The following is a 24560-nucleotide window of genomic DNA, read 5'->3' on the forward strand; positions in this document are numbered from 1 at the left end:
GTCTCGGTCGTGCCAGGGCGGATGCCTGCAATGCAGCCTCCAGTGACGGATGGTGCGCGAGCGACCCGTACAGGGGTAGCGGCTCCCGGACGATCCGTCAATGAGGCTCAGCGGCGCGGCAATCCAGGTCTCCGACGGGTGGGGCGCGGCCTGCGGTGCGTCAGTGGAGTGGACCAATGATCGTCGTTGGGGGGCCGTCAGGCGCGGACCTTCGCAGGGCTCGGGGAAGCACGGCCGTGGGGCGTGGCACCGCGCCCGAGAGCCGTCGCCCGCCCTGGGACGGCGGTGAACTCCCGGCGAGCGCGGGCTGCCCGGCCGCGGTGGACGACGCCGACGTCAGCTCGGCGGTACGACCGCCACGGGGCAGGGCGCGTGGTGCAGTGCGGCATGGGCGACCGAACCGATCCGCGCTCCGACGGGAGAACGGCGTGCGCGGCGGCCGACGACCAGCAGCAGCGCACGCCCCGCCGCGGACAGCAGCACCTGTCCCGCGCTGCCCATCTCGACGTGCTCCGTCACCGGCACCTGGGGGTAGCGCTCCCGCCAGGGCTTCAGCGCGTCCGCCAGGGCCTTCTTCTCGAACGGCTCCAGGCCGCCGGCCTCGTCGGCCAGCCGCATCGACCCCGGGCTGTAGGTGTAGAGGGTGGGCAGGCTCCAGGACCGCACCGCGCGTACCCCCACGCCGTGTGCGGCGGCGGTCTCGAAGGCGAACCCGAGGACGGCGTCGCAGTCCTCCGGCGTGCCGTGCTGGCCCACCACGACCTCGGCGCCCTCGTGGGGTTCCGGAACCGAGGCCTGGTCCTGATCCTCCCCGGCCGGCGCGCGCACGGCGACGACGGGGCAGGCGGCGGAGGCGATCACCTGCTGGCCGTAGGAGCCGACGACGAAGCCGACGATCGCGCCATGGCCCCGGGAGCCGAGCACCAGCATCGATGTGCGCTCCGACTCGTCGAGCAGCGCCGCCACCGCAGTGTCCGCCACCACCTCGGCGGAGACCGGCACGTCCGGATAGCGCCCGGTGATCTCCGCCTCCGCCTCACGCACCAGACTCTCGACCGAACGCGCCTGCGCCTCGCGGTCCTGCACGATCGGCACGTCGAGGGGCTGCCACAGCCATGCGTGAACCATACGGAGCGGAAGCCCGCGGAGCGCCGCCTCGCGGGCCGCCCAGTGGACCGCGGCCCGGCTCTCCGGTGATCCGTCCACTCCGGCAGTGATGCGTCGGGCCATGGGGCGTGTGCCTCCGTCCGAGGTCCGGGCTCGACCAGGCGGTCCGCCCTGGGGATGTCAGTATCGCGCAGCCGGCGCGCGCACGGGCGCGCGGCCCGCTCCCGGGTCACGGACCCGTGTTGCCCGGGTCGCCCGTGCCGCCCGGACCGGTAGCGACTTCCCCTGGGCCGGACTTGCCGCACCTCCCGCCGCGGGTCGTCCTTCCGTGGCGGGATACCGGTCCGCGTGGCGGACGGCCTCTGCCTCGGCCGTGCGGGGCGTGGCAGCAGACCTCCGACACCCCACCCGGTGCGGCCCGGACACACGCGCCGTCCCCGGCACGGTGTCCCTCGGCACACGACAGAGCGCTGTGCGTCCAGTGTGTCGGCACTGGGCACACAGCGCTCTTCCCCCTCGTCCCGGTCAGCGGGTGCCGACCGCCGCGCGCACGGCCCGCCGTGCCAGCGCGCAGTCATCGTGCAGCCGCCGCAACAGCAGCCGCTGCTCCTCGCCGGAGGAGACTCCGGCCTGCGCCGAGGCGACGGTGCCGGCCGGCGGGGCCTCCCGCATCGTCCGCTGCACGGCCGTCTCGTAGGTCCTGATCTCCCGGGTCAGCACCAGCATCAGGTTCACCAGGAAGGCGTCGCGGGCCGCGGGGCCCGACTGCTGGGCCAGCTGGCTGATCTGGCGCCGTGCCACCGGTGCGTTGCCCAGCACCGCCCAGAGCGTCGCCAGGTCGTACCCCGGCAGGTACCAGCCGGCGTGCTCCCAGTCCACGATCACCGGGCCAGTCGGCGCGAGGAGGATGTTCGACAGCAGCGCGTCCCCGTGACAGAACTGGCCCAGGCCGCCCTGCCGTCCGCCGGCGTGAGCGAGACCGTGCAGCAGCTTCTGCAGATCACCCAGGTCGCGGTCCGTGAACAGCCCCAGCTCGTGGTAGCGGGCGATCCGCGAAGCGTAGTCCAGCGGCGCGTCGAACGTCCCGGCCGGCGGTCTCCATGAGTTCAGCCGGGCGATGGCCCCGAGCGCGGCGCGGACGTCCGCGCGCGGCGGCGCCTCGGAGGGATGCCGGGCGAGGGCGGCCGGACGTCCGGGCATCCGCTCGACGACGAGCGTGCAGTTGTCCGGGTCCGCGGCGATGAGCCGGGGCGCACGCACCGGAGGCCGGTGCCGGACGAACGCACGGTATGCCCCTATCTCGTGCCGGAACCGCTCCGCCCACGCCGGCGACTGGTCCAGTAAGCACTTGGCGACGGCCGTCGTCCGCCCCGTCGTGCCGACGAGCAGCACCGAGCGACCGCTCCTGCGCAGCACCTGCACCGGATTGAACTCCGGACAGATGCGGTGCACCGAGGCGATCGCCATGCGCAGCTGCGCGCCCTGGGGGCCGGACAAGTCGATTCTCCCGCTGAGCGGTTGGCCGACGGCCCCCGGCCAGCGCCGGGTCCTGCCGGTCGTGGAGGGATCGAACGACGGCCCGCCGCCTGCCTGCAGGGTGCGCGGGCGGGGCGGGGCGGACACGGAGGACGATGCTGTGTACATGGGCGATACAGATCCCTTCGTGTGCCGACAAGTCGCGTGCGCGGCCCTGCCCCGGAAGCCTTCGGCACCCTGGGGAATGCGGTCTCGCTCCCGGGGCGGGGTGGCGCTTTCCTACCTGACACCCGGCTGCGGGTGGCACACCATCTGGCGGACCCTGGCGAACCCTGGCGAATAGTCGCGGCGCATCTGACAGGGGGTTACTGTCAACTCAGCCGAGAACCTGGGGGCTTGACGTGACCGGAGAACCCAACACCCGTCTCGCGGACCTGTTCGGCCTCGCCGGCTGGTCCAAGGGCGAGCTCGCGCGGCTCGTGAACCGGCAGGCGGCGGCCATGGGGCATCCGCAGCTGGCGACCGACACCTCGCGGGTGAGGCGCTGGATCGACATGGGGGAGTCCCCCCGCGATCCGGTGCCGAAGGTGCTGGCGGCTCTGTTCACCGAGCGACTCGGCCGTGTCGTGACCATCGAGGACCTCGGGTTCGTACGGCACGGGCGCACGCGCAAGCGAAGGGATGCCGGCGGCGCCGGCCATCCCGACGGCCTGCCCTGGGCACCCGAACGTACGGCGGCGGTCCTCACCGAATTCACGGGAATGGACCTCATGCTCAACCGACGCGGCTTGGTGGGCGCGGGCGCCGCGCTCGCCGCAGGCTCCGCACTCAGCAGCGCCATGTACGACTGGCTGCACACCGACCCCGCTCACGCCACCCATGCTCCGCGTGCCCACGATCCCCTGCACGCCGACCCCGCTGGGTTCGACCGCTACGAGGCCGCCCCCATCGGGTCGCAGGAGATCGACGCCCTGGAGCGCTCCGTCGAGGTGTTCCGCGCCTGGGACGCCTCCCGAGGCGGCGGACTGCAGCGCAAGGCGGTGGTCGGCCAGCTCAACGAGGTGGGCGGCATGCTCGCCTACCGCCACCCCGACCACCTCCAGCGTCGCCTGTGGGGGGTCGCGGCCAACCTCGCCGTGCTCGCCGGCTGGATGTCCCACGACGTCGGCCTCGAACCCACCGCCCAGAAGTACTTCGTCATCGCCGCCCACGCGGCACGCGAGGGGGGCGACCGTCCCCGCGCGGGAGAGGCCCTCTCCCGGGCCGCACGCCAGATGGTGCATCTGGGCCGTCCGGACGACGCCCTCGATCTGATGAAGCTCGCCAAGTCCGGTTCCGGGGAGGAGACCCTGCCCCGTACCCGGGCGATGCTGCACACCATCGAGGCGTGGGCGCAGGCTTCCATGGGCCGGGCCCAGGCCATGCGCCGGACCCTCGGCGAGGCCGAGGACCTGTTCGTCTCCGACAAGGGCGACGTTCCGCCGCCGAGTTGGATGCAGATGTTCGACGAGGCGGACATGCACGGGATGCAGGCGCTCGCCTACCGCACCCTCGCCGAGCACGATCCGGCGGCCGCCGGAATCGCCCAGCGCCATGCCAAGCAGGCGCTGGAGCTGAGGGAGGGGGGCCGTCAGCGGTCCAAGATCTTCGACTACCTCTCCATGGCGTCGGCGTGCTTCATCGCCGACGACCCGGAACAGGCCGACAGGTATGCCAGGTTGGCGCTGGTGTCGATGGGGGAGACCTCGTCCCACCGCACCTGGGACCGGCTCCGGGAGATGTACCGGCTCACCGGGCAGTTCGCGGGCTACGCGAAGATCGAGGACCTCCGCGAGGAGATCCAGCACGCCCTGCCCAACAGCCCTTCGAGGAGCATGCGGAACGCCCGGATCTGAGCGCCGTCGGTACCGATCACCGTCACCACCCGGAGGTGACCGCAGGCGCGGGTCGGCTGTGGCGGGCCGAATGGTGCGCTGAAGGCACGGAAGCAGCGATGTCACCGATGCCGTTCTCGTGCAGGAGACCACCGGTCGCGCCCGACGGGCCCGCTGCCGGCGCGCCTCCACCCACCCGCTATCGACTGACCCTGGCCACCATCACGCAGGCGTCGTCCTGACGCTCGATCTCAGCGAACTCCTCGACGATCAACCCGGTGCACTCCTGTGCGCTTCGGGCGACGGAGAGTGCGGGGGCGAGGGCCAGCAGACGTTCAGCGCCGGAACCGTCGTGGGCGGCGCCGGGTCCCCTGGTCAGCCCGTCGGTGTGCAGAACCAGCACATCACCGGGCAGCAGGCCGATCTCGGCCTGCTCGTACGCCCCTCCGGCCGTCGCGCCGAGCAGCACGCCGTCCGGCTGGGGCAGGGCACGCCCCGTCCCGCCGCGGAACAGCAGCGGGGCGGGGTGCCCGGCCTGTGCCCAGGAAAGCAGCCGGGTCTCGGGGTCGTAGTGGCAGCACACCGTGCTGCCGAGCGCGGGCTGTGCCGAGGAGTCCAGGAGACGGTTGAGCTGGACCATCAGAGGGCCGGGCCGGATGCCCGCCGCGGCGAGAGCCCGCAGGGCGCCCAGCAGCATCGCCATGGTCGAGGTCGCGGTGACCCCGTGGCCGGTGAGATCGCCCACGCTCAACAGCGCCCTGGCACCTGGCAGTTCCAGGGCGTCGAACCACTGGCCGCCGATCAGGCCGCCGCCCGTCGAGGGGAGGTGATGGCCCGCCAGTTCCAGCGACTCCTGGCCGTGCCCGGGCAGGATGAGCGGGCCGCGCCACGGAGGGAGAACCGCCTGGTGCATCTCCCTCGCGACCCGGCGTTCGGTCCGGTCGACGTGCTGCCGACGTGCGAGCGAGTCCTGGGACTCGCGCACCGCGCGCTGGGACCGCCGCAGTTCGCTGACGTCCCGGAGCACGGCCCACATCGAGGCCGTGCAGCCGTCTGCGTCGAGGACCGGCTCTCCCATCATGTGGAGCGTACGCACACGTCCGTCCGTGCGGACGATGCGGAACTCCCCGTCGATCGGCTTCCCGTCGACCAGGCAGTCCGTCACCATTTCCGTGAGTAACCCCTGGTCCTCGGCGAAGACCAGGGAAGGCAGCTCGTCCAGCGTCATCGGGTCGCTTCCGGCGGGCAGTCCGAAGATCTGGTGCAGTTCCCCGGACCAGCCGACCTCGTCCGTCAGCAGGTTCCACTCGGCACTGCCGACCCGGCTCAGCAGGGACCCCGGGCGCGGCGCGAGGTCCTCGTAGGGAGCCGGCTCCTCCGGGCCGAGGAGGTCCTCGGGCCCCTGCGGGGCGGGCAGTCCCTCCTTGAGCTGACCCAAGTGCGACCCGAGATCGTCGAGCTGATGGACTGCCAGGTCGCACAGTGCCCGGTGCCAGCGTCCCTGGGGGTCGTCCTCGTCGACCACGGCGTCGCGCCGGACCGCGTCCACGTCCCCGCGCAGCCTTCGGGTCTGCGAGATCAGCTCGTCAACCGAGCCGCGCCGAGGAGGCTGGGGGGCGGGGCGGTCCGCGAACAGATGGGACGGCATGTCGTACTCCGATGCAGGCGCGGCATGGCCAGGTCTCGGTGGGAGACCGTTACGACTGTTGCACAGGTAACGGGGGCGCGTAAGGGATTTGGCAACACTCGATACGGTGGTGCACCTGGCATATGTCAATGGCTCGCAGTGCTCCGACCAGCCATGACGTATTCGCTGTTACTCCTGAGTGCTCGTGAGGCGTGGCCCGGAAATGTCCCGTTCGACCTTACGCAGCAAGGCAGGCACCGGGCAGTCGCTCATCCGGGCACCGCCGCGACGGACGGGGAAGGCCCCGAAGCACGGACGGTCGCCCTCCTCCGCGAGGACTGCCGTTCGGCCCCGTCCGTGCCGTGCGCGTAAAGGTATTGAGCGCTCCGGGTGCTCGTCCACTAGCCGCTGGGCGAGGGGGACGAAGGTGTCGAGGTCTTCGGACATGTGGAGCCGCCGAGGGACTTGGGGATGTACACGCCGCCCTTGCAGGGCGCGACCTGGAAGATGAAGAGGGAGCCCTGTGTTCCCATCATGTACACACGGCCGCCGTAGCCGATGTTGATGAGGCTTCCGGTGGTCGTGGCGGGGTGCTCGGTGCTCTGGGCGAGGGTCTTGCCTGTCTTCTCGTCCAGCCACATCAGGGTTTCCTGGTAGTTGGAGGCCTCGGCGAAGGCTTTCGCGGGCGTGTTGTCGATCACGTTCTGGGTGAGGAGCACTCGCCGGTCGGCCGGTCCGATCGTGGTGAAGTAGTCGCCCATGGTGATGTCCTCACGCTGCCACTGGACCTTCATCTCACCGGTCTGCTGGTCGATGTGGACCGCGAAGATCCCCGGAACGAGCCAGTCCTGCATGAAGACCAGGCTGTTCTCCGGGTCGGTGGAGAAGGAGGCCGCGGACGTGCTCAGGCTTGCGCCGCGGACCGGCATCTTCTCGCCCCACGGGCACAGGCGGCTGGACTTGTTCGGGTCGGCCTGGCTGACGGCGAACGCGCAGATGGGAACGGTCTTGGAGGGGTCGGCGTTGGCGTTGGCGATGATCCATTCGCCGACGGCGGCGGGGGCCGCGCCGGCGCCCTGGCCCTTCAGCAGGTATTCGGGTGCCCAGGAGGTGTCTTCCGTGAGCTTCTTGGCCTGCGGGTCCCAGCGCACACGCAGCAGTGTCTCGGTGCCGGAGACGTAGGCGTAGATGTCTCCCTTCCACGTTGCCACGATGGTCCGGGCCACGATGGCCTGGCTCAGCTTGATCTCATTGACGACCTTGAGCGAGAGCGGGTCGAGGACCGCCATGGTCGTCTTCGGGTTGGCGCCGGGTGCGCCCGGGCAGGAGGTGAGCGCGTAGTTGCCGTAGGTGAGGCACCCGGGCACCCGGTTCTGGGTCTTCATCAGGATGTGGCCCTGCGGGTCGGGCAGGATGTGGAACCCGTCGAAGTTGGCATCGCTCTGCGGCCCGTCGAGCATGGGCACTTCCTGGTGAGCCAGGATCGCACCCGAGGCCGGGTCGAGCCGGTAGACGTGGGCGCCGAAGGCCGCGTAGACGCCGTCCTTCCCGACCCCCATGCTCGGCGCCGGATTGAACTGGCCGTTGATGTTGATGTTCAGCAGCGGCTGGCGCCAGATCTCCCGTCCGGTCGAAGGGTTGAACTTCGACACGTACGGCCCGGGCGAGTAGACCTCCAGGCCGCTGGCCCCGCCGATGAGGTAGGCGTCGTTGGGCCCGCCGAAGGTGACGAAGGAGATGCCGCCGGGGTAGTCGGTCTCGGACTTGTAGGAGAAGACCTGGTTGGGTCCGCTTGAGTCGCCGGTCCATGTGGCGCACGGGTAGACGCCGCTGTGGATGGCGTCGGTGTGCTCGGGGGCACCGATCACCGGCGGGTAGTTGACCATGTTGTTGGCCGGGTCGGCCGCGTAGCTCTTCATGCACGCGACCTCTTCGGGGATCGCGTTCAGGTCACCCGTGAGGGGCCCGGTGTTCGCCAGGGGACTGTCGGCGAAACCACTGAGGCTGTTCTTGACCTGGGGCGTTGCACCCTTCAGCACCGGCAGGACGATGAGCACGGCGAGGACGGCGAGCGCGACGGCCACCTCCAGGACCGGCTTGATGACGCGCCAGGCACGATGCCGGAACCGCTTCACTTGCCTGCCTCCGCGGTAGTGGAGCCCGGCGGTGCCGGCTCGGTCGTCATGGATGCCCTGGCGCTGCGGTACTCCCGCAGGGTGAGGACCGCGCTCGCGAGCAGCACCCACACCACGAACGCCACCCACCAGGCCCACAGTCCCAGTGCCCCGGTGGCGGGGTTGAGGACGCCGCTCAGCCAGAAGGGGCTGATGAACGCGAGCGCCGCCGGCACCGCGGCGACCAGCGCCAGCCATCCCAGCCAACCGCCCATCACTCCGGTGTGCAGGATCACCTTGCCCACCGCGAAGAAGAACACAGACAGCACGCCGCCGCCGAGCGCGAACAGCACCGCCGAACCGGTGAAGAACGCCGGAACGGCATCCGCCTGCGCCGGGCTCGTCGTCAGCAGGACCGAGTACGTCAGCGCCAGGGCCACCAGCATCAGCGCCGCACCGACGCCCGCCCCCACCAGCGCGACCGTCGCCCCACGTGCCGGCTCTCCCTCGGCATCCCGCAGGACCCGCCACAGAGGTCCCAGGAACCACAGGAACAACGCGATCCCCAAGGTGGTGAACAGCACTTGCAGCCGGATGTGGTTGACGTTCTGGGAGTAGAAGTCGTTCACCGTCTGGGCGTCCGCAACCGACGGGTACGGCGTGCCACCCGAGGGATCGGTAAGCATGAACATGATGAACCCGACCATGAACATCAGGGCCGCGAGCAGCCCACTCGCCGCACCCATCTGCTCCCAACCGCGGCGCTCACCCACGGAACCAGTCCCTTCTGTGCATCGGCGGTGGCCCGCCACAAGTCGTGTCGGGCGAGTACCGCCCCGACACGGCCACGGGCACGAGCGACAAGGACTTCGCCCGACCCCATGTTCAGAAGAAGCGTGGTGGCCATGTGCGCATTGCGCCGTTCCCGGGCGAGCCGGTCGTGTACAGGCAGGTGCCGGCGGGAGCGCTGAACCACCGACAGCACGACACGTGCGGGACCACACTGCCAGGACCGTCCCGCCGGCGGGCAGGGCGGTCCGGCCTGGACGTCGGCGCACGTGGCCGGAACGCACTGCCGGTGGCGCGACGGAAGAGAGGACGCGCCGAGCCGTCCGGACCGGCGTCCGGACGGCTCGGCGCCGTCAGGGCCCCGGTTCGCCGGTTTCCTTGCCGGAGCCGGAGCCGGAGCCGGAGCCGGGGTCGGGGCCGGGGCCGGAGTTCCCGCCCCCGGAGGCGCCACCGGGCCCCTCCGCGGCGGCCGGGTCCAGGATGCGGCTGAGGAAGTCGCGCGTCCGCTCCTGTCGCGGGGAGCCCACCACCCGTTCCGCCGGGCCCTGTTCGACGATCGCTCCCTCGGCCATGAACACGACCCGGTCGGAGACCTCCCGGGCGAAGCTCATCTCATGGGTGACCACCATCATGGTCATGCCCTCAGCCGCCAGCATCCGCATGACCGCGAGGACCTCCCCGACGAGTTCCGGGTCCAGCGCCGACGTCGGCTCGTCGAAGAGCATCACCTCCGGGCTCATCGCCAGGGCCCGTGCGATCGCCACGCGCTGCTGCTGCCCGCCGGACAGTTGCGCCGGATACGCGTCCGCCTTGTCCGAGAGACCTACGCGCTCCAGGTTCTCCCGGGCCACCGCGACGGCTCGCGCCTTGTCGCGCTTCAGGACCCGCCGCTGCGGGAGGGTGAGGTTCTCCACCACGGTCACGTGCGGGAAAAGGTTGAACTGCTGGAACACCATGCCGATCCGGCGCCGTACCGCGTCGATGTCGACATCGAGGTCCGTGACCTCGGTGCCGCCCACGAAGACCTTGCCCGCGCTCGGCTCCTCCAGCAGGTTCACACAGCGCAGCAGCGTCGACTTGCCCGACCCCGACGGGCCGATGACGCACACCACTTCGCCACGGGCCACGTCCATGTCGATGCCGCGCAGCACCTCGTTGTCCCCGAACGACTTGCGCAGTCCGCGGATCTCGATCTCGTTCTCCGCCATGTCCGGTCGTCACCTGGCCTTCTCGGTTCGTGCTTCCAGCCGGCGCACGACCAGACTCAGTGGGATCGTCACCAGCAGGTAGCACAGCCCGGCGACCAGGATCGGCGTGGAGTTGGCGGTCTGGCTGGCCAGGTCCCGGCCGAACTTGGTCAGTTCCCGCTCGCTCAGCGTCACACCGAGGAACAGCACCAGCGAGGAGTCCTTGAACAGCAGTACCAACTCGTTGGTCAGGGGCGGGATCACGATCCGGAAGGCCTGCGGCACGATCACCGACACCATGGCCCGCGCATGGGAGAACCCGAGCGAACGCGCCGCCTCCATCTGCCCCCTGGGCACGGCCTGGATCCCGGCCCTGATGGTCTCGGCCATGTACGCGGCGGCCACCAGCCCGAGACCGAGTGCGACCTTGCCGTACACCCCGCCGGGGATCTCCGTCCCCGGGAAGGCCAGCGGCACCGCGACCCCCACGAAGATGAAGATCAGCAGTGCGGGGAGACCGCGGAACAGTTCGATGTAGACGCTCGCCACCCAGCGGTACGGCGCCACCGACGACAACCGCATCAGCGCCACGACCATGCCCAGCACCAGACCGAAGGCGAAGCCCGACAGTGTGTACACGACCGTGTTGCGCAGCGCGATCGTGATGATGTCGGGAAACAGCTCGCTCGCGAGGTCCTTCTGCGCGAACTGGTTCCGCAACCGGTCCCAGTCGGCCAGCACGGCGATCAGGACCACGCCGGCGACGAACACCGCGTACTGGATTCCCTGCGACACCCGGCGCCGCTGTCGCCTGGTCAGCCGCGAGGTCACGACCGGCCCTCCGGCAGCGGCCCGATCCACTGCCGGTAGAGCCTGTCGTACGTGCCGTCGGCCTTGGCGTCCGTGATCGCCCCGTCGATGGCTGCACGGAGCTCGTCGTTGCCCTTCTTCACCGAGAAGCCGTACTGCTCGCCGGTCTCGATGTTCTGCCCGACCACGAAGGCGTCCGCGTTGGCCCTGTCCTTGAGCCAGCCCTGCACCACCGGGTAGTCGATCACCACGGCGTCGACCTGGCCGGTGCGCAGCCCGTTGAGCACGGCGTCGGAGCTCTCGAACGCCACCGGGTCGAAGCCCTCCGACTTGGCGTGGCTCTCGCCCGTCGTCCCGGCCTGAGCACCCAGCTTCGCGCCCTTGGCCTTGACGTCGGCCAGCGAGGTGATGCCGCTCTTCTTCGTGGCGAGCAGCGCCTGCGTGGCGTCGAAGTACGGTACGGAGAAGTCGACGTTCTTCTTGCGCTCGTCGGTGATCGTCATACCGGCGGCGGCGAGGTCGCACTCGCCGGAGTTCAGGAACGCGCCCGTCTTGAAGTTCTCGAAGGGCGTGTCGAGGATCTTCTGTTCGACCTCGAGGTCCTTCGCCACCAGGTCGACGAGGGCCACGTCGAAGCCGACGACCTTGCCGCCCTGCTCGAACTGGAACGGCGGATAAGGCAGATGCGTGCAGGTGGTCAGTTTCCCCTTCTCCACCACCGGCACTCCGCCCGCGGCCTCGCCCGGCCCCTCCCCGGAGGAGCAGCCGGCGGTGAGCGACAGGCCCGTCGCCGCGGCGCAGAGCAGGGCGAGAAGGCGGATCGGGTGGGTACGGCCGCCGGCAGTCCTGGACATGGTGACCTCCATGGGCGCAGGGATTCGGTGGATGGCACCGCCACACATGAGCGTAGGCCCTCGGTACCGCCGCGGCCCGGAAGATCGTGGACCTTGCCGGTCCGGGTGGTCTTTCCGCAGGTGCGGATCGCGGATACGGTGGGGCGATGACCATGCGGCAGGCCCCGGTGCACCTCTCGGCGTCGACCTGGCGGCAACCGCGTCCGGCTTCCGCGTCCCCGGGGCGGGACGCCCTCGTGGCGCGGATCGCGGAGCGGGTCCTCGCGCTCGGCGACCGCCGGCTGCTCGTCGGCATCGACGGGCTCACGGCCTCCGGCAAGACGAGCTTCGGCCATGAGCTGGGCGCCCGGATCGGCGCGGCGGGCCGCCCGGTGCTCCGCGCCACCCTGGACGACTTCAAGCGGCCCTGGAAGGACCGGCACCTCTACGACCGGGAGTCCGGCGAGGGCTACTACCGCAACGCGTACGACTACGAGGCCGCCCGGCGGCTGCTGCTCGACCCCTGCCGTACCGAAGGCGCCGCGTCCTGTGCGCTGTGCAGCATCGACCCGCTGACGCAGCAGGACCACTCGGCGACCAGGACACCGCTGACCGACGACAGTGTGCTGATCGTGGACGGGGTCTTCGCCTTCCGCCCCGCGATCGACGCGTACTGGGACTTCCGCATCTGGCTCGACGTCGACGCCGAGGTCTCCGTACGCCGCGGCGCCGCGCGGGACGGGGACTGGGCCGGCTCCGCGGCAGAGGCCATCCACCGCGACCGCTACCTCGCCGCCATGCGTGTCCACCTGCAGGAGGCCGAGCCGCTGACGCGGGCGGACGCGATCATCGACAACACCGACTTCGCCCGCCCACGGCTCCGCTGACCGCGGCCCTTCGCGTGCGGCGCCGTCGGGGCGTCGCACGTCGGCCCGGGGGTGGGCCCGGCGGGCCCGGCGGACATCACACCTGTGGGAACCCGGGGGGTACTTCGAGGGTCCGCGCGACCGTCCCCCAGATAGCCGTCTGGGCCGCGTCCAGGTCGACCTTCGGGTCCGACAGCATCAGTCGGATCCCGTAGCCGTCGCAGAGCGCGAGCAGGAGGGTGCTGGTGGCGTCGATGTCGCAGGAGGCGAACTCCCCGGAGTCGACGCCCCGCTTCAGCGCGCCGCCGACCCATTCGTGGAGCTGGTCGTACAGGTCGACGGCCAGCCGCTGGGCCGTGTCGTCGCGCAGCGCACGCACCCACAGCTCCTGCCAGAGCCGCCAGTCCTGACGCAGCTCGGGGTCGGTGGGGAGCAGAGTGCGCAGGATCCTGGCCAGGATCACCGCGGCGGGCACCGAGCCGGCGTCCTTCTCCAGCTCCGTCCCGGTCTGGGCGAATGAGTGCGTCATCGCCTCGGCGAAGAGCTTCTCGCGGGTGTCGAAGTGGTAGTGCAGCAGTGCCGTGGACACCCCGGCGTGCTCGGCCACCATCCGCATGCGGATCTTCTCGAAGCCGACCTCGGCGATCACTGCGCACGCGGCGGAGAGGATCCGCTCACGGGTCTCGCGAGTGCGTTCGGCCTTGGTCACGTGTGTGCTCCCGGTTCGGATCGCTGTCGGTGGTGTCGGTGGTGTCGATGTGGCTCTCGGTACGGGCCGTCGGTGCGGGCCGTCGGTGCGGGACGGCCCGTACCGCCGTCGTCCATCTTGGCGCATCCACGCCGTACGCGGGTCCCGGCACCGGCGGTCCGGGATGCCGGGACACGGCTGCGGCCGGTCGTCGGCGGGAACAGGCCACCGGTCATCGGTAGGAGTGGAAGCCGCGTCCCGACTTCCGTCCCAGCAGCCCCGCGTCCACCATCCTCGCCAGCAGCGGCGGCGGCGCGTAGAGCGGCTCCCGGAACTCCTCGTACATCGACTCGGCGATGGCCTGAGTGGTGTCCAGGCCGATCAGGTCCGTGAGCGCGAGCGGCCCGAGCGGATGCGCGCAGCCGAGCACCATCCCCCGGTCGACGTCCTCGACCGAGGCCGTGCCGGACTCGACCATCCGCACGGCCGCCAGCAGATACGGCACCAGCAGCGCGTTCACCACGAAACCGGCCCGGTCGCGGGCGCGGACGACCTCCTTGCCGAGGACCCCGGAAGCGAACGCCTCCGCCCGCCGCACGGTGCTCTCACCGGTCAGCAGCGACGGCACCAGCTCGACCAGCGGCAGCACCGGCACGGGGTTGAAGAAGTGCAGCCCCACCACCTGCTCGGGGCGCGCGGTCGCCGTCGCGAGCCGGATGACCGGGATGGACGAGGTGTTCGTCGCCAGGATCGCGTCGGTCCCGCCCACGGTCCGGTCGAGATGGGCGAACACCCTTACCTTGGCCTCCTCCCGCTCGGCCACCGCCTCCACCACGAGGTCCCGGTCCGCCAGTCCCTCCATGTCCGCCGTGACCACGATCCGCGCCAGGGCGGCGTCACGATCCGGGCCCGCGAGCCTGCCCGCGGCCACGGCCCGGTCCAGCGACGCAGTGATCCGCCCGCGGCCCTCCTTCACCGCCGCCGCGCCCGTCTCGACCACGACGACGTCCCGGCCCGCCCGCGCACACACCTCGGCGATCCCGGAGCCCATCAGACCGCAGCCCACGACCCCGATCAGCGAGCACTCCCGCTCTCCGCCAGCCATCAGTTCCTCCGGTTCAGCATCCTCAACCACCCGGCAGCAGGCACCACGGCACCGAGGGGACCGTGTCCCGGCGATCCCGCCGGGACACGGTCCCCCGGGCCTCAGCCCGCGGACGGCATCCGCAGAACGCCCGTGCCCCGCTTGACCAGTTCACCGGCGACGATCAGCCGCTGGATCTCGGAGGTGCCCTCCCAGATGCGGTCCACGCGCAGTTCGCGGTAGAGGCGTTCGACGGGGTAGGAGCGGTCGTAGCCGCGCCCGCCGAAGATCTGTACGCAGCGGTCGACGACCCGCCCGGCCGCCTCGCTGGCCGACAGCTTGGCGATCGCCGCCTTGGCGTGCAGGGTCTTGCGGTCGGAAAGGCCGGCGTCCACCTCCCAGGCGACCTGGTGGGTGTAGGCGCGGTTGACGGCGATGTCGACGGCGCAGTCGGCGAGCATGCCCTGGACGAGCTGGAAGTCGGCGATGGGGGAGCCGAACTGGCGGCGTTCGACGGCCCAGTCGCGGGCCAGTTCGAGGGCGCGCTCGGCGGCCCCGGTCGTGCGGGCCGCGATCATCAGCCGCTCCTCGGTGAACCAGGACCTGGTGATGTCGTATCCGTTTCCGACCCCGCCGAGCACCGCGTCCTCGCCCACGCGGACATCGGTGAAGGTGAACTCGGGGTGCTCGTAGACGAAGGTGTGCATGAAGCGCGGCACCCGTGTCATCTCGATCCCCGGCGTCTCCTTGTCGACGAGGAACAGGGTCGGCGCGCCCTCCTCTCCGGCGGCCGCCAGCACGATCATGAAGTCGGCGTGGTCCCCGACGGTGACGAACCACTTCTCGCCGTTCAGCACCCAGCCGTCCGGGGTGCGGGTCGCCGTCGTGGCGATGCCCTGCGGGTCCGAGCCCGCGCCCCGCTCGGTCACCGCGTAGCAGTCCCGCCGCCGGCCCTTGATGACGGGGACGAGATAGCGCTCGCGCTGCTCCGGGGTGCAGAACCGCAGGGCGTTCGCCGGCCGCCACACGGTGTCCCACAGTGCGCCCGTGAGCCTGCCGAGCTCCTCCTGCACGATCGCCTGCTCCAGGATCGTCAGCCCGGCGCCGCCCCATTCGGCGGGCATGTTGACGGCCTGGAGCCCGCTCGCGAGCACGGCGTCGCGGATCTCGTGGTGGGCCTGCGGCTGCAGCCCGTTGTTCTCCTCGCAGTCGACTTCGTACTTCATGATGAACTCGGTGAGCCCGCGGGCCGAGTCCTTCAGCTCCTTCTGGCGGGCGGTGAGACGGAAGTCCATGGCAGTGGGTCCTTTGGGGTCGGCGTCGGCGCGCAAGGGTCGGGGGTCGGGGGTCGGGGCGGCGGTCGTGCCGCCGGTGGGCGAGCCGGATCAGGAATGAGGCAGGGCGAGGGCCCCGGTGCCCCGCTTGACCAGCTCGTTGGCGACGATCAGCCGCTGGATCTCGGAGGTGCCCTCCCAGATGCGGTCCACACGCAGTTCGCGGTACATGCGTTCGACGGGGTAGGAGCGGTCGTAGCCGCGCCCGCCGAAGATCTGTACGCAGCGGTCGACGACCCGCCCGGCCGCCTCACTGGCCGCCAGCTTCGCCGTCGAAGCCTTGGCGTGCAGCGCCTTGCGGTCGGTGCCCGGCTGATCGGCCTCCCAGGCGACCTGGTGGGTGTAGGCGCGGTTGACGGCGATGTCGACGGCGCAGTCGGCGAGCATGCCCTGGACGAGCTGGAAGTCGGCGATGGGGGAGCCGAACTGGCGGCGTTCGACGGCCCAGTCGCGGGCCAGTTCGAGGGCGCGCTCGGCGGCCCCGGTCGTGCGGGCCGCGATCATCAGCCGTTCGTCCGTGAACCACTCCTTCGTCAGCTCGTAGCCGTTGCCGACCCCGCCGAGCACGTCCTCGTCGGAGACGAAGACATCGGTGAACGTGAACTCGGGGTGACCGTTCACGGCGGAGTGCATGAAACGCGGCACCCGCGTCATCTCCACCCCCGCCGCCTGCTTGTCGACGAAGAACAGGGTCGGTGCGCGTTCCTCGCCGGCGTCGGCCTGGACGAGCAGGAAGTCGGCGATGTCGCCGCAGGTGACGAACCACTTCTCGCCGTTCAGTACCCAGCCGCCGTCCGTACGGGTCGCGGTGCTCGTCCCCGACGAGGGGTCCGAGCCCGCGCCCGGCTCGGTCACCGCGAAGGCGTCGAACCTCTCGCCCCGGATGACGGGCAGCAGGTACTTCTCCCGCTGTGCCTGCGTGCCGTACGCCAGGACGTTCGCGGGCCGCCACGGAATGTCCCACAGACAGTTGGTGACCTTGCCGAACTCCTCCTCCACGATCACCTGGTCCAGCAGGGACAGCCCGGCGCCGCCCCACTCGGCGGGCATGTTGATGGCGTAGACACCGGCCTCGATCGCCGCCCGGGTGAGTTCGCGGACCGTGTCGGCCGGCAGCGGACCGCCCGCCTCCTCGGACCGGTCCTCGTACTCCATGAGCAGGCGGGAGTAGGCGGCGGCCCGGGCCTTGAGGTCCGCCTGTTCGGGGGTGTAGCGAAAGTCCATGGGGTGTTCCTCCGGAGATGCGTCAGTGGGAGGGTGAGGGAACCGGCGCGTCGCGCCGGGGGAGCGGGGAACGGAATCGGAGGTGCCGGTACGGCCGGGCGTGGGGTGCCGGGCCCGATGGAGCCGGCGAGCGGGTGTGCCGGGCCACGGCGGCCCGATTGCGGGAAGGGCGTCAGGCCAGTACCGCCCGGGCGTCGAGGGCCAGGGCCCCGTCCGGCCGTACCAGCAGCGGATTGACCTCCAGTTCGGCGATCTCGGGATGCGCGGCCGCGACGGCGGTGATGCGTTCGACCGCCTCCGCCGCGGCGTCGACGTCCACCGCAGGCAGGCCGCGTACACCGGAGAGCAGGGCCGCGGTGCGCAGGCCCCGCAGCAGTCGCGCGGCGCGCTCCGCCGGCACCGGTGCGAGCGAGAAGGCGACGTCGTGCAACGTCTCCGTGAGAACGCCCCCGAGCCCGACCATGGCGACCGGACCGAAGCGCGGATCGCGGTTGACTCCCACGATCAGCTCGACGCCGTCCGAGAGGTCCGCCATGGCCTCGACCGAGTAGGAAGGGGCGCCGAGCCGGGCGTGCATCTCCCGGTAGGCGGCGAGCAGGGCGTCACGGCCGGCCAGGCCCAGTGCCACCCCGCCCGCGTCCGACTTGTGCAGCACGTGCAGCGCCTTGAGGACGTACGGCCCCGGGAACTCCTCGGCCGCCGCGAGCAGTTCCACCTCACCGGTGACCTCCCGGGCGGCGGGGAACCGCACCCCCGCCGCGGCCAGCAGCCCGCGGACCGCGTGGTACCCGCAGTCGCGCAGCGCCGGGGCGGGCGGCGGCAGCGAGGACACACCGGACCGTCCGTCCGGGTGGGCCGAGGTCATCGCGGCCAGGGCGCGTGAGGCGTCCTCCGTGGACGGGAACACCGGTATGCCCGCGTCGACCAGGGTCCGGCAGCTCGGCGACGCCGGGTACATCGACTGGACCACCAGCGGCTTCGGCCGCCTCCTCCAGTGGTCGACGATCTCACCGGCCGCACGGCCCTCGCCGTCCGCGAGCGTCGCGCCACCGCCGCCCAGCCCGCCGCCCGCGGCCGCGTAGCCGCCGAAGTAGCCGGTCATCAGAACGGCGTCGACCTCCTCGGCGGCGAGCAGGGCCCCGACCGTCGCGGAGTACGAGAGGGGGTCCTGTTCCCCCATGCCTGCCAGGTCCACCGGGTTGCCGACCGCGGACTGCTCCCACAGCACCGACCGCAGCCTCTGCCTCGTGGGCTCACCGAGTTCGGGCACGTCGAGCCCGGCGGCCTCGGCCGCGTCGGCCGCGATGACGCCGTGCCCGCCGCCGTCGGTGAACACCGCCGTACGGCGGCCGCCGGACCGGGCCCGGGCGTTCAGCGCCGCGAGGACCACCGTCATCTCCCGCGGGGTGGCGACGAGTTCCACTCCGGCGTCCCGGCACGCGGCCGCGACCACATCGGCCGACGTGGTCAGCGCCCCGGTGTGGGACTGGGCACTGCGGGCGGACGCGGTGCCACGGCCCGCGGTGAGGAGGACCACCGGCTTGCCGGCCGCGGCGGCCGCCCGCGCGAAGGCGCGACCGTCGCCGAAGTCCTCCGCGTACACGGCGACGGCCGACGTCGCGGTGTGCCGTGCGCAGTCCTCGACGAGGTCGACGAGGGTGACGTCGGCCTGGTTGCCGAGCGAGACGAACCGCGAGAAGCCCAGCCCGTGCGGGGCCATTCGCAACTGCAGTTCCAGGGCGAGGTTGCCGCTCTGGCTCAGCAGGGCGATCCCGCCGGGTGCGAACGTGTCCGAGGCGAGATACAGCTCGGTCGTGTTGTCGGCGACGCCGAGGCAGTTGGGGCCCACCAGCACGGCTCCCGCCTCCCTCACCCGCGCCGCGACGGCACGCTGGCGCGCGAGCCCGGCGGGGCCGGTCTCGGCGAAGCCGGCGGTGATACCGACGATCGCGCGGGCACCGCACGCCAGTGCGGAGTCGACGGCCTCCTCGAAACCTGCGCCCGGGACGGATACCACCACCAGCTCCACCGGCTCGCCGATCTCGGCGAGGGTCCTGGCGGCGGGGCGCCCGAGGACGGTGCCACCGCGGCGGTTCACCAGATGCACCGGCCTGCGGTGCGGGGCGCGGAGCGCCTGCGCGGCCACGGCATGGCCGTACTTGGCGGGATCGTCACTGGCGCCGACGACGGCGACGGACTTCGGGTCGAACAGCGCGCTCAGATCACGGGTCATGTCACTTCTCCAGGCGCAGCGCGGTGTTGGGGCAGCTGTCGGCGCAGGCGCGTGCCGCGTCCTCCGAACCGGGCGGCACGTCGGCGACAGGCACCGACGCGTAGCCCCATTCGTCGAGGTCGATCAGCCCGGGGGCGTGCTCCTGGCAGAGCCCGTAGCCCTGGCAGCGGGTGGAGTCCAGGATGAGTTTCACGCGGCGTTCCTTTCGGGGAGGGCGGGACGGGGAGGGCGCCCGGCCGGCCGGGACCGGGTCAGCGGACGGGGGCGGGGTCGGGGCGGAGGCCGGCGACCTCCGGAACGGGCACGACCAGCCGATGACCACCGGTGGCGGGGCAGCCGGCACACACCGGGCACGCCGTGCCCAGGTGGTCGCGCACGGCGTCGGGGAACGCGCGCAGCAGGCTCCCCGCCGTGCCCGCGGCCGCGTCGAGAAGACCGCACGCGCCGCGTCCCGGCAGACCCCGGGCCCAGCGTTCGAGCCGCACCGCGGCGTCCGGCCCGGCCCCACCGGTGGCCAGCTGACCGAGCGTGTCGCGGATCGCGGCGGTGCCCGACACGCACACACCGCACTGCCGCGCGCTCTCGGCGGCGAGATGGTCCACGGCGTCGTGGGCGACGGCGACGGGGCATCCGCCCGGTGCGAGAAAGCGGATCGCCCCGCAGCCGAGGGACGTGCCGGCGGCGGCCAGGTCATCGGGGTCCAGCCGCAGCGCCAGCGCGCCGGAGCCGACGAGGCCGCCGAACAGCCCGCCCATCAGCACGCCGTAGGCGTCGCCGGAGCCCTGGCCCGCGGCGAGGTCGTGCAGGCGCACCCCGTAGGGTGCCTCGACGAGCAGGGGGGCGTCGCGCCGGGACGACAGGGTGAGCAGGGTGGTGCGGGCGATCGTGCCGCTGAGTTCCGGGTGCGCGGCGATCAGTGCCATCCGGGCGAGCGTCTCGACGTTGGCGACCAGCGTCGGCCGTCCGGCGACCCCGCGCTCGTAGGGGCGGGGCGGTTTGGCGGTCGGCAGCGCGGGGCCGCCGTTGATGCGCCGCACCACCGAGGTCTCCTCGCCCGCGACGTAGCCGTGCGCGGTCTCGACGACCTCCACCGGGACCTCCGGCGGGTGTTCCTCGAGGGCCCGGCGGACCTCCGCGGCTGCGCAGGGGTCGGACAGATACACATAGCCCTGCGCGGCGCCGGTGACCTCCGCGGCGCGGGAGATCCCGTCCAGCACGAGATGCGGCCTGGCCCGCAGCAGCCAGCGGTCCTTCACGGACCCGGGCTCGCCCTCCTCGCCGTTGGCCACCACGACCGGTACGCCGCCCCCGTCGCGCACGGAGCGGAGCTTCACTGCGGCCGGGAAACCGGCGCCGCCGCGGCCGCGGAGGCCCGCGCGGCCGACGGCCTCCAGGAGCCGGGCGGCCGAGGCGGCCTTCCCGTATCCGCCCGAGCGGATGTACGCCTCGGCGCTCTCGGCCCCGCCGGGCTCCGTGCCGAGCACGGAGACGGCGGGATCGCCCAGGAGCGAGCGCACGGCGGTCGCGACGGTCATGGCCGGTCTCCGTCCGGAGTGGGGGTGTTCGGTGTGTGGGTGTCCCCCGAGGGGGCCTGGAACGGGGCGCGGCCCTGACGGGCCGGGGCCGTCCGCGGGGGAGGACCGACGCGCGGTCCGGCCCCGTTCGCCGCCGCGGGGGAGCCGGCGGTGGGACGTTCCCCCGGTGACGCGGGCTCCGGTACGGCGTCGCCCGCGGGGTGGGCGGAGCCGCGCGCTCCCGGCGCGGCGGCCCGCAGGGTGCGGACCGCGGTCTCCAGCAGGGAGCGGTCCCGTGCCGTGCGGTCGTAGCCGGAGCCCGGCAGGCCGATGAGCATGCGGTGGTGTTCCAGGACGACCTCGCCCGCGACGAGCGCGGCCCCGGGGTCGCCGGCCGTGGTCCCGTCGGCCACGGAGGTCACGAGTTCGGTGACCTCCGCGAGATAGCGCAGCCAGCTGCGCTCGGAACCGTGCAGGATCAGCCGCTCCACCCGGCGGCGCTCGGCGGCGGCCGGTTCCCGGGCCTCGTCGCCGGCGTCCGGTGCGCGGGTGCGCAGCGCGGCCACGGCGGGGGGCAGTTCCCGCTCGGGTTCGGGCGTGAGCCCGAGCCAGACGAGACTCCGACGACCGCTCATGCGTGCCTCCGGGAGGGGAGAGGGGGACTTCGGGGAGCTGGAGCAGCAGAGGAGGAGCTTCGGGGTGGAGCGTGGTGCCGGGGTCTCGCGGCGTACCCCGGGGCGTGGGGCCGGAAGAGGGCCGGTACCGGTGGTCCGCCCGGGACGGCGGATGCCCGACGTCTCGGGCGCGTGGTCCGGTGTGCGGGACCGGGGCCGGGGCCCTTACGCGGACTCCCGGCGTCCGGCTGGGGCCGGGACCGGGACCCCGGAGCCCGGATCGCCGGGAGCCGCGATGCCGACTACGCTAACTAATCAGTTAGTCAGTCCACAAGTCTTGACACCGCCGAAACACGTCAGCAATCTGACTGACCAATTAGTCAGCTCGGTTCCGGTCCTTGGCCGGCCCGGCCGACCCCCCTGGGCCGCCTCAAACACCGATCGCCGCCTCCGGCGGCATGGATGGAGTCAGCCGATGCAGCCCGAAGCGCCCGCAGAGACACCGAGCAAGGCCCGCACCGCCGGTAACCGCACGGACGGGAGCCGCGCCGCTCCCGAAGCCCCGCCGTCGCCCGCCCCGGAGGACGGGGCCGGCTTCCCGGCGTCCGCCGCCGGGAACGGGGCCGGGACCCCGGCCGCCCCGGACGTTCCCGGTGCGGCGCTCGCTGCCCGCTACTACACCGACCCGGCCGTCGCGGAGGCCGAGACCGCACACATCTTCGCCAGGTCCTGGCAACTCGTCTGCCACGAGTCCGACCTCCCGGGGCCGGGAGCCCGCCTCGCCGCCGCTGTCGCCGGTCAGGAGGTGATCGTCGTACGCACCGAGGACGGCAGCCTCGCCGGCCACCTCAACGTCTGCCGCCATCGCGGCACCCGGCTGGTCACCCGGCCCGAACCGGCCGGCAAGGCGATCCGCTGCCCGTACCACGGCTGGACGTACAAGTTGGACGGACGGCTCGTCGGGGCGCCCGAGGCCCGGCAGATCCCCTGCCTGGACAAGCCCCGCCTCGGACTGTTCCCCGTCCGGGTCGAGTCCTTCCTCGGCTTCGTGTTCGCCAACCTCGACCCGGACGCAACCCCGCTCGCCGAGCAGTGCGCGGGTCTGGCGGAGGCCGTCGGCCACTATGCCGGGGCCGATCTCGTGCCCGTCGGCCGAAGCCGCATCCACGACCTCGGTTCCGCCGAGGTGCAGCACGCCAACTGGAAGGTCGCCGTCGACAACTACCTCGAGGGCTACCACGTACCCGTCGCCCACCCCGGTCTGATGCGCCTGCTCGACTACCAGCGCTACAGCTGCGAGATCGACGAGGCGTACGCCCTCTTCGCCTCGCCGCTGCGCGACAAGCCGTCGTCGAACTGGGCCGAGCGCCTCTACCAGCGGCTCGCCGCCCCCATGCCGGGACTGACCGAGGCGGACCGACGTGTCTGGCGGTACGCCGTGATCTACCCCAACACGCTCATCGACTTCTACCCCGACCATGTGCTTGCCTGGACCGCGATCCCGACGGCGGTGGACCGCGTGGCCGTGCCAGGAGCGTTCTACACCCGCCGCGGCACCGGGCTGCGCACCCGGATCGCCCGGCGGCTGAACATCCACATCGGCTGGATCACCAACGACGAGGACGCCGAACTGGTGTCCCGTGTGCAGAAAGGACTGACGACCCCGGGCTTCGAGCCGGGTCCGCTGTCCCGGCGCGAGGAGGCGGTCGGCTGGTTCGCCGGGCGCGTCCGTGCCGGCCTCGACGGCGCGGAGCGCTGAGCCGCCAGAGCCCCACGGCCGCCGAGCGGTGCCCCTGCCGGTCCACGGCACGGGCGAGTGACCCACACAGACCACGGCGACGCGGACCGACGAGCCTCATCCGCCCGCCACGTACCCTGTCGAGCCACACCCGGCGGTGCACCCCAACACCGCGCAGGCTCCCCGGTCCGTGCACGGAACCAGAGCCACCGTGCACCCGCGACCGCACCCGCAGCAGTGCCCGTCACCGTACGGCCCCCATGGAGAGGACCCCGATGTCCCCCGAGGTACCCTCATCCCCGCCCCAGCTCACCGTCCCGACCGCCCTGTCCCGCCGTTCCCTCCTGCGCGCCGGCACTGCCGCGGCAGCCGGTCTCGGCCTCGGCCTGACCTCGGCGGGATGCGGATTCCTCTCGTCGGGTCCCACGGCCGACAGCGACGCCCGAGAGCCGATCGACGTCAAGGTCGACGGCGACCTGGTCTACTTCAACTGGGCCGACTTCGTCGATCCCGCCGTCTTCGCCGGGTTCGAGAAGGAGTACGGCGTCAAGGTCGTCCAGTCGAACTTCGACTCGATGGAAGGCATGGTCGCCAAGCTCAACGCCGGCAACCGCTACGACATCATCTTCCCCACGGCCAAATGGGCCCAGCGGCTGGCCGCCGGCAACCGGCTGCACCGGATCGACCACGGCAAGCTCAGGAACGCCGAGTCGATCCTCGCGCAGTACGCCTACTTCGCGGACCCCTGGTACGACTCCGGTTCCCGGCACACCCTGCCGTTCACCATGTACAAGACAGGGATCGGCTGGCGGAAGGACAAGATCGGCGACGGTCTCGACGGCTCCTGGGACGACCTGTGGAACGCCCGCGCCAAGGGCCGGGTGTTCGTGCTCGACGACCGGGACGAGGTCCTCGGCCTCGCCGCACTGAAGCTCGGCCTCGACGTCTCCACCACGGACGAGGACGACCTCGGGCGCATCACCGAGACCCTCCGTTCCCTCCGCCCCCATCTGCGCGGCTTCTCCAGCGACAGCTACAACAACCTCCTCAACGGCAACGCGGCCATGACCCAGGCCTGGAGCGGGGACATGGCCGCCATGCTGGTCCAGGCCAAGGACCCCTCGGTCTTCGGCTTCGAGGTGGCCAAGGAAGGCGCCCCGGTCAACTCGGACTGCTACGCCATCCCCTCCAACGCCCGCCACCCCGGTACCGCGATGCTCTTCATCGACTACATGCTCCGACCGGAGAACGTGAAGAGGAACATCGAGTACATCGGCTACCCGATGCCGGTCGGCGGCACCGAGGACACCTACGCCGCACTCGTGGAGCCCTTCCCCGAGTGCCTGGTCTCCGCGGAGGACCTCAAGGACGACCTCTACTTCCGCAACGGAACCACGAAGGGCGAGCAGGCACGGGACAGTGCCTGGACCCGCGTGAAGGCGGGATGA

20 protein-coding genes are annotated in these 24560 nt (G+C 71.8%); 4 read left to right on the plus strand and 16 right to left on the minus strand.

Going from position 1 to position 24560, the window contains the following annotated elements:
• Positions 1-336 precede the first annotated feature (336 nt).
• Positions 337-1230: a universal stress protein gene (locus AB0J10_RS20585; RefSeq protein ID WP_363063557.1), complete on the minus strand. Its 894-nt coding sequence runs from the start codon at positions 1228-1230 to the stop codon at positions 337-339.
• 402 nt (positions 1231-1632) lie between these two features.
• Positions 1633-2751: an aminoglycoside phosphotransferase family protein gene (locus tag AB0J10_RS20590; protein ID WP_363063559.1), complete on the minus strand. Its 1119-nt coding sequence runs from the start codon at positions 2749-2751 to the stop codon at positions 1633-1635.
• Between the two features lie 233 nt (positions 2752-2984).
• On the opposite strand from AB0J10_RS20590, the gene AB0J10_RS20595 reads away from it, so the two are divergent.
• A complete protein-coding gene (locus AB0J10_RS20595) occupies positions 2985-4478 on the plus strand; it encodes a hypothetical protein (protein ID WP_363063561.1) in 1494 nt (497 codons plus the stop codon).
• Positions 4479-4656: 178 nt separating this feature from the next.
• Here the strand turns inward: AB0J10_RS20595 and AB0J10_RS20600 are convergent, their stop codons facing one another.
• The 6 genes from AB0J10_RS20600 to AB0J10_RS20625 all read right to left on the minus strand — a co-directional run bounded on the left by AB0J10_RS20600 (position 4657) and on the right by AB0J10_RS20625 (position 11838).
• A complete protein-coding gene (locus tag AB0J10_RS20600; protein ID WP_363063563.1) occupies positions 4657-6105 on the minus strand; it encodes a SpoIIE family protein phosphatase in 1449 nt (482 codons plus the stop codon).
• 380 nt (positions 6106-6485) lie between these two features.
• On the minus strand, positions 6486-8219 hold the full coding sequence (locus AB0J10_RS20605; protein ID WP_363063565.1) for a hypothetical protein: 1734 nt from the start codon (positions 8217-8219) through the stop codon (positions 6486-6488).
• Positions 8216-8971, minus strand: coding sequence for a hypothetical protein (locus AB0J10_RS20610; protein WP_363063567.1), 756 nt, complete (start codon positions 8969-8971; stop codon positions 8216-8218). Before AB0J10_RS20610 ends, AB0J10_RS20605 begins: the two co-directional genes overlap by 4 nt.
• Positions 8972-9340: 369 nt before the next feature.
• Complete coding sequence (locus tag AB0J10_RS20615; protein ID WP_363063569.1) at positions 9341-10195, minus strand: amino acid ABC transporter ATP-binding protein; 855 nt, start codon at positions 10193-10195, stop codon at positions 9341-9343.
• 9 nt (positions 10196-10204) lie between these two features.
• Positions 10205-11005 (minus strand): amino acid ABC transporter permease, encoded by an 801-nt coding sequence (locus AB0J10_RS20620; RefSeq protein ID WP_363063571.1) that lies wholly within the window; start codon positions 11003-11005, stop codon positions 10205-10207.
• Positions 11002-11838 (minus strand): ABC transporter substrate-binding protein, encoded by an 837-nt coding sequence (locus AB0J10_RS20625; RefSeq protein ID WP_363063573.1) that lies wholly within the window; start codon positions 11836-11838, stop codon positions 11002-11004. The genes AB0J10_RS20620 and AB0J10_RS20625 overlap by 4 nt, the downstream gene beginning before the upstream one ends.
• Positions 11839-11984: 146 nt before the next feature.
• On the opposite strand from AB0J10_RS20625, the gene AB0J10_RS20630 reads away from it, so the two are divergent.
• The gene (locus AB0J10_RS20630) at positions 11985-12704 is read left to right on the plus strand and encodes a uridine kinase (protein WP_363063575.1); all 720 of its coding nucleotides are present in this window, start codon (positions 11985-11987) and stop codon (positions 12702-12704) included.
• A gap of 76 nt (positions 12705-12780) precedes the next feature.
• Here AB0J10_RS20630 and AB0J10_RS20635 read toward each other — a convergent pair whose 3' ends face one another.
• From AB0J10_RS20635 to AB0J10_RS20670, 8 genes are all read right to left on the minus strand, one after another.
• Positions 12781-13392, minus strand: coding sequence for a TetR/AcrR family transcriptional regulator (locus tag AB0J10_RS20635; protein ID WP_363063577.1), 612 nt, complete (start codon positions 13390-13392; stop codon positions 12781-12783).
• 211 nt (positions 13393-13603) lie between these two features.
• The gene (locus AB0J10_RS20640; RefSeq protein ID WP_363063579.1) at positions 13604-14476 is read right to left on the minus strand and encodes a 3-hydroxybutyryl-CoA dehydrogenase; all 873 of its coding nucleotides are present in this window, start codon (positions 14474-14476) and stop codon (positions 13604-13606) included.
• A 101-nt stretch (positions 14477-14577) separates the two neighbouring features.
• Positions 14578-15750 (minus strand): acyl-CoA dehydrogenase, encoded by a 1173-nt coding sequence (locus tag AB0J10_RS20645; RefSeq protein ID WP_363063581.1) that lies wholly within the window; start codon positions 15748-15750, stop codon positions 14578-14580.
• A 90-nt stretch (positions 15751-15840) separates the two neighbouring features.
• Entirely contained in the window at positions 15841-17013 is a 1173-nt protein-coding gene (locus AB0J10_RS20650; RefSeq protein WP_363063583.1) for an acyl-CoA dehydrogenase family protein, read from the minus strand.
• Positions 17014-17185: 172 nt separating this feature from the next.
• A complete protein-coding gene (locus AB0J10_RS20655; RefSeq protein WP_363063585.1) occupies positions 17186-19246 on the minus strand; it encodes an acetate--CoA ligase family protein in 2061 nt (686 codons plus the stop codon).
• Between the two features lies 1 nt (position 19247).
• Positions 19248-19439 carry a ferredoxin gene (locus tag AB0J10_RS20660; RefSeq protein WP_363063587.1) on the minus strand — a complete coding sequence of 64 codons (192 nt, stop codon included), beginning with the start codon at positions 19437-19439 and terminating at the stop codon, positions 19248-19250.
• A 58-nt stretch (positions 19440-19497) separates the two neighbouring features.
• Positions 19498-20781 (minus strand): NADH-ubiquinone oxidoreductase-F iron-sulfur binding region domain-containing protein, encoded by a 1284-nt coding sequence (locus tag AB0J10_RS20665; RefSeq protein ID WP_363063589.1) that lies wholly within the window; start codon positions 20779-20781, stop codon positions 19498-19500.
• A complete protein-coding gene (locus AB0J10_RS20670; RefSeq protein ID WP_363063591.1) occupies positions 20778-21395 on the minus strand; it encodes a hypothetical protein in 618 nt (205 codons plus the stop codon). The genes AB0J10_RS20665 and AB0J10_RS20670 overlap by 4 nt, the downstream gene beginning before the upstream one ends.
• A 454-nt stretch (positions 21396-21849) precedes the next feature.
• Between AB0J10_RS20670 and AB0J10_RS20675 the strand changes: the two genes are divergently transcribed.
• Both AB0J10_RS20675 and AB0J10_RS20680 read left to right on the plus strand, forming a co-directional pair.
• On the plus strand, positions 21850-23133 hold the full coding sequence (locus AB0J10_RS20675; RefSeq protein ID WP_363063593.1) for an aromatic ring-hydroxylating dioxygenase subunit alpha: 1284 nt from the start codon (positions 21850-21852) through the stop codon (positions 23131-23133).
• A gap of 254 nt (positions 23134-23387) precedes the next feature.
• Complete coding sequence (locus AB0J10_RS20680; RefSeq protein ID WP_363063595.1) at positions 23388-24560, plus strand: spermidine/putrescine ABC transporter substrate-binding protein; 1173 nt, start codon at positions 23388-23390, stop codon at positions 24558-24560.

Origin of the sequence: Streptomyces sp. NPDC049887 (assembly GCF_040656535.1) — a bacterium.
Classification (GTDB): domain Bacteria; phylum Actinomycetota; class Actinomycetes; order Streptomycetales; family Streptomycetaceae; genus Streptomyces.

What these genes read in the sequence shown, in the direction of transcription:
- AB0J10_RS20585 (WP_363063557.1), bottom strand. Translation starts at nt 1,230, where the DNA reads ATGGCCCGACGCATCACTGCCGGAGTGGACGGATCACCGGAGAGCCGG.
- AB0J10_RS20590 (WP_363063559.1), bottom strand. Translation starts at nt 2,751, where the DNA reads ATGTACACAGCATCGTCCTCCGTGTCCGCCCCGCCCCGCCCGCGCACC.
- AB0J10_RS20600 (WP_363063563.1), bottom strand. Translation starts at nt 6,105, where the DNA reads ATGCCGTCCCATCTGTTCGCGGACCGCCCCGCCCCCCAGCCTCCTCGG.
- AB0J10_RS20615 (WP_363063569.1), bottom strand. Translation starts at nt 10,195, where the DNA reads ATGGCGGAGAACGAGATCGAGATCCGCGGACTGCGCAAGTCGTTCGGG.
- AB0J10_RS20625 (WP_363063573.1), bottom strand. Translation starts at nt 11,838, where the DNA reads ATGTCCAGGACTGCCGGCGGCCGTACCCACCCGATCCGCCTTCTCGCC.
- AB0J10_RS20630 (WP_363063575.1), top strand. Translation starts at nt 11,985, where the DNA reads ATGACCATGCGGCAGGCCCCGGTGCACCTCTCGGCGTCGACCTGGCGG.
- AB0J10_RS20640 (WP_363063579.1), bottom strand. Translation starts at nt 14,476, where the DNA reads ATGGCTGGCGGAGAGCGGGAGTGCTCGCTGATCGGGGTCGTGGGCTGC.
- AB0J10_RS20645 (WP_363063581.1), bottom strand. Translation starts at nt 15,750, where the DNA reads ATGGACTTCCGTCTCACCGCCCGCCAGAAGGAGCTGAAGGACTCGGCC.
- AB0J10_RS20650 (WP_363063583.1), bottom strand. Translation starts at nt 17,013, where the DNA reads ATGGACTTTCGCTACACCCCCGAACAGGCGGACCTCAAGGCCCGGGCC.
- AB0J10_RS20655 (WP_363063585.1), bottom strand. Translation starts at nt 19,246, where the DNA reads ATGACCCGTGATCTGAGCGCGCTGTTCGACCCGAAGTCCGTCGCCGTC.
- AB0J10_RS20665 (WP_363063589.1), bottom strand. Translation starts at nt 20,781, where the DNA reads ATGACCGTCGCGACCGCCGTGCGCTCGCTCCTGGGCGATCCCGCCGTC.
- AB0J10_RS20670 (WP_363063591.1), bottom strand. Translation starts at nt 21,395, where the DNA reads ATGAGCGGTCGTCGGAGTCTCGTCTGGCTCGGGCTCACGCCCGAACCC.
- AB0J10_RS20675 (WP_363063593.1), top strand. Translation starts at nt 21,850, where the DNA reads ATGCAGCCCGAAGCGCCCGCAGAGACACCGAGCAAGGCCCGCACCGCC.
- AB0J10_RS20680 (WP_363063595.1), top strand. Translation starts at nt 23,388, where the DNA reads ATGTCCCCCGAGGTACCCTCATCCCCGCCCCAGCTCACCGTCCCGACC.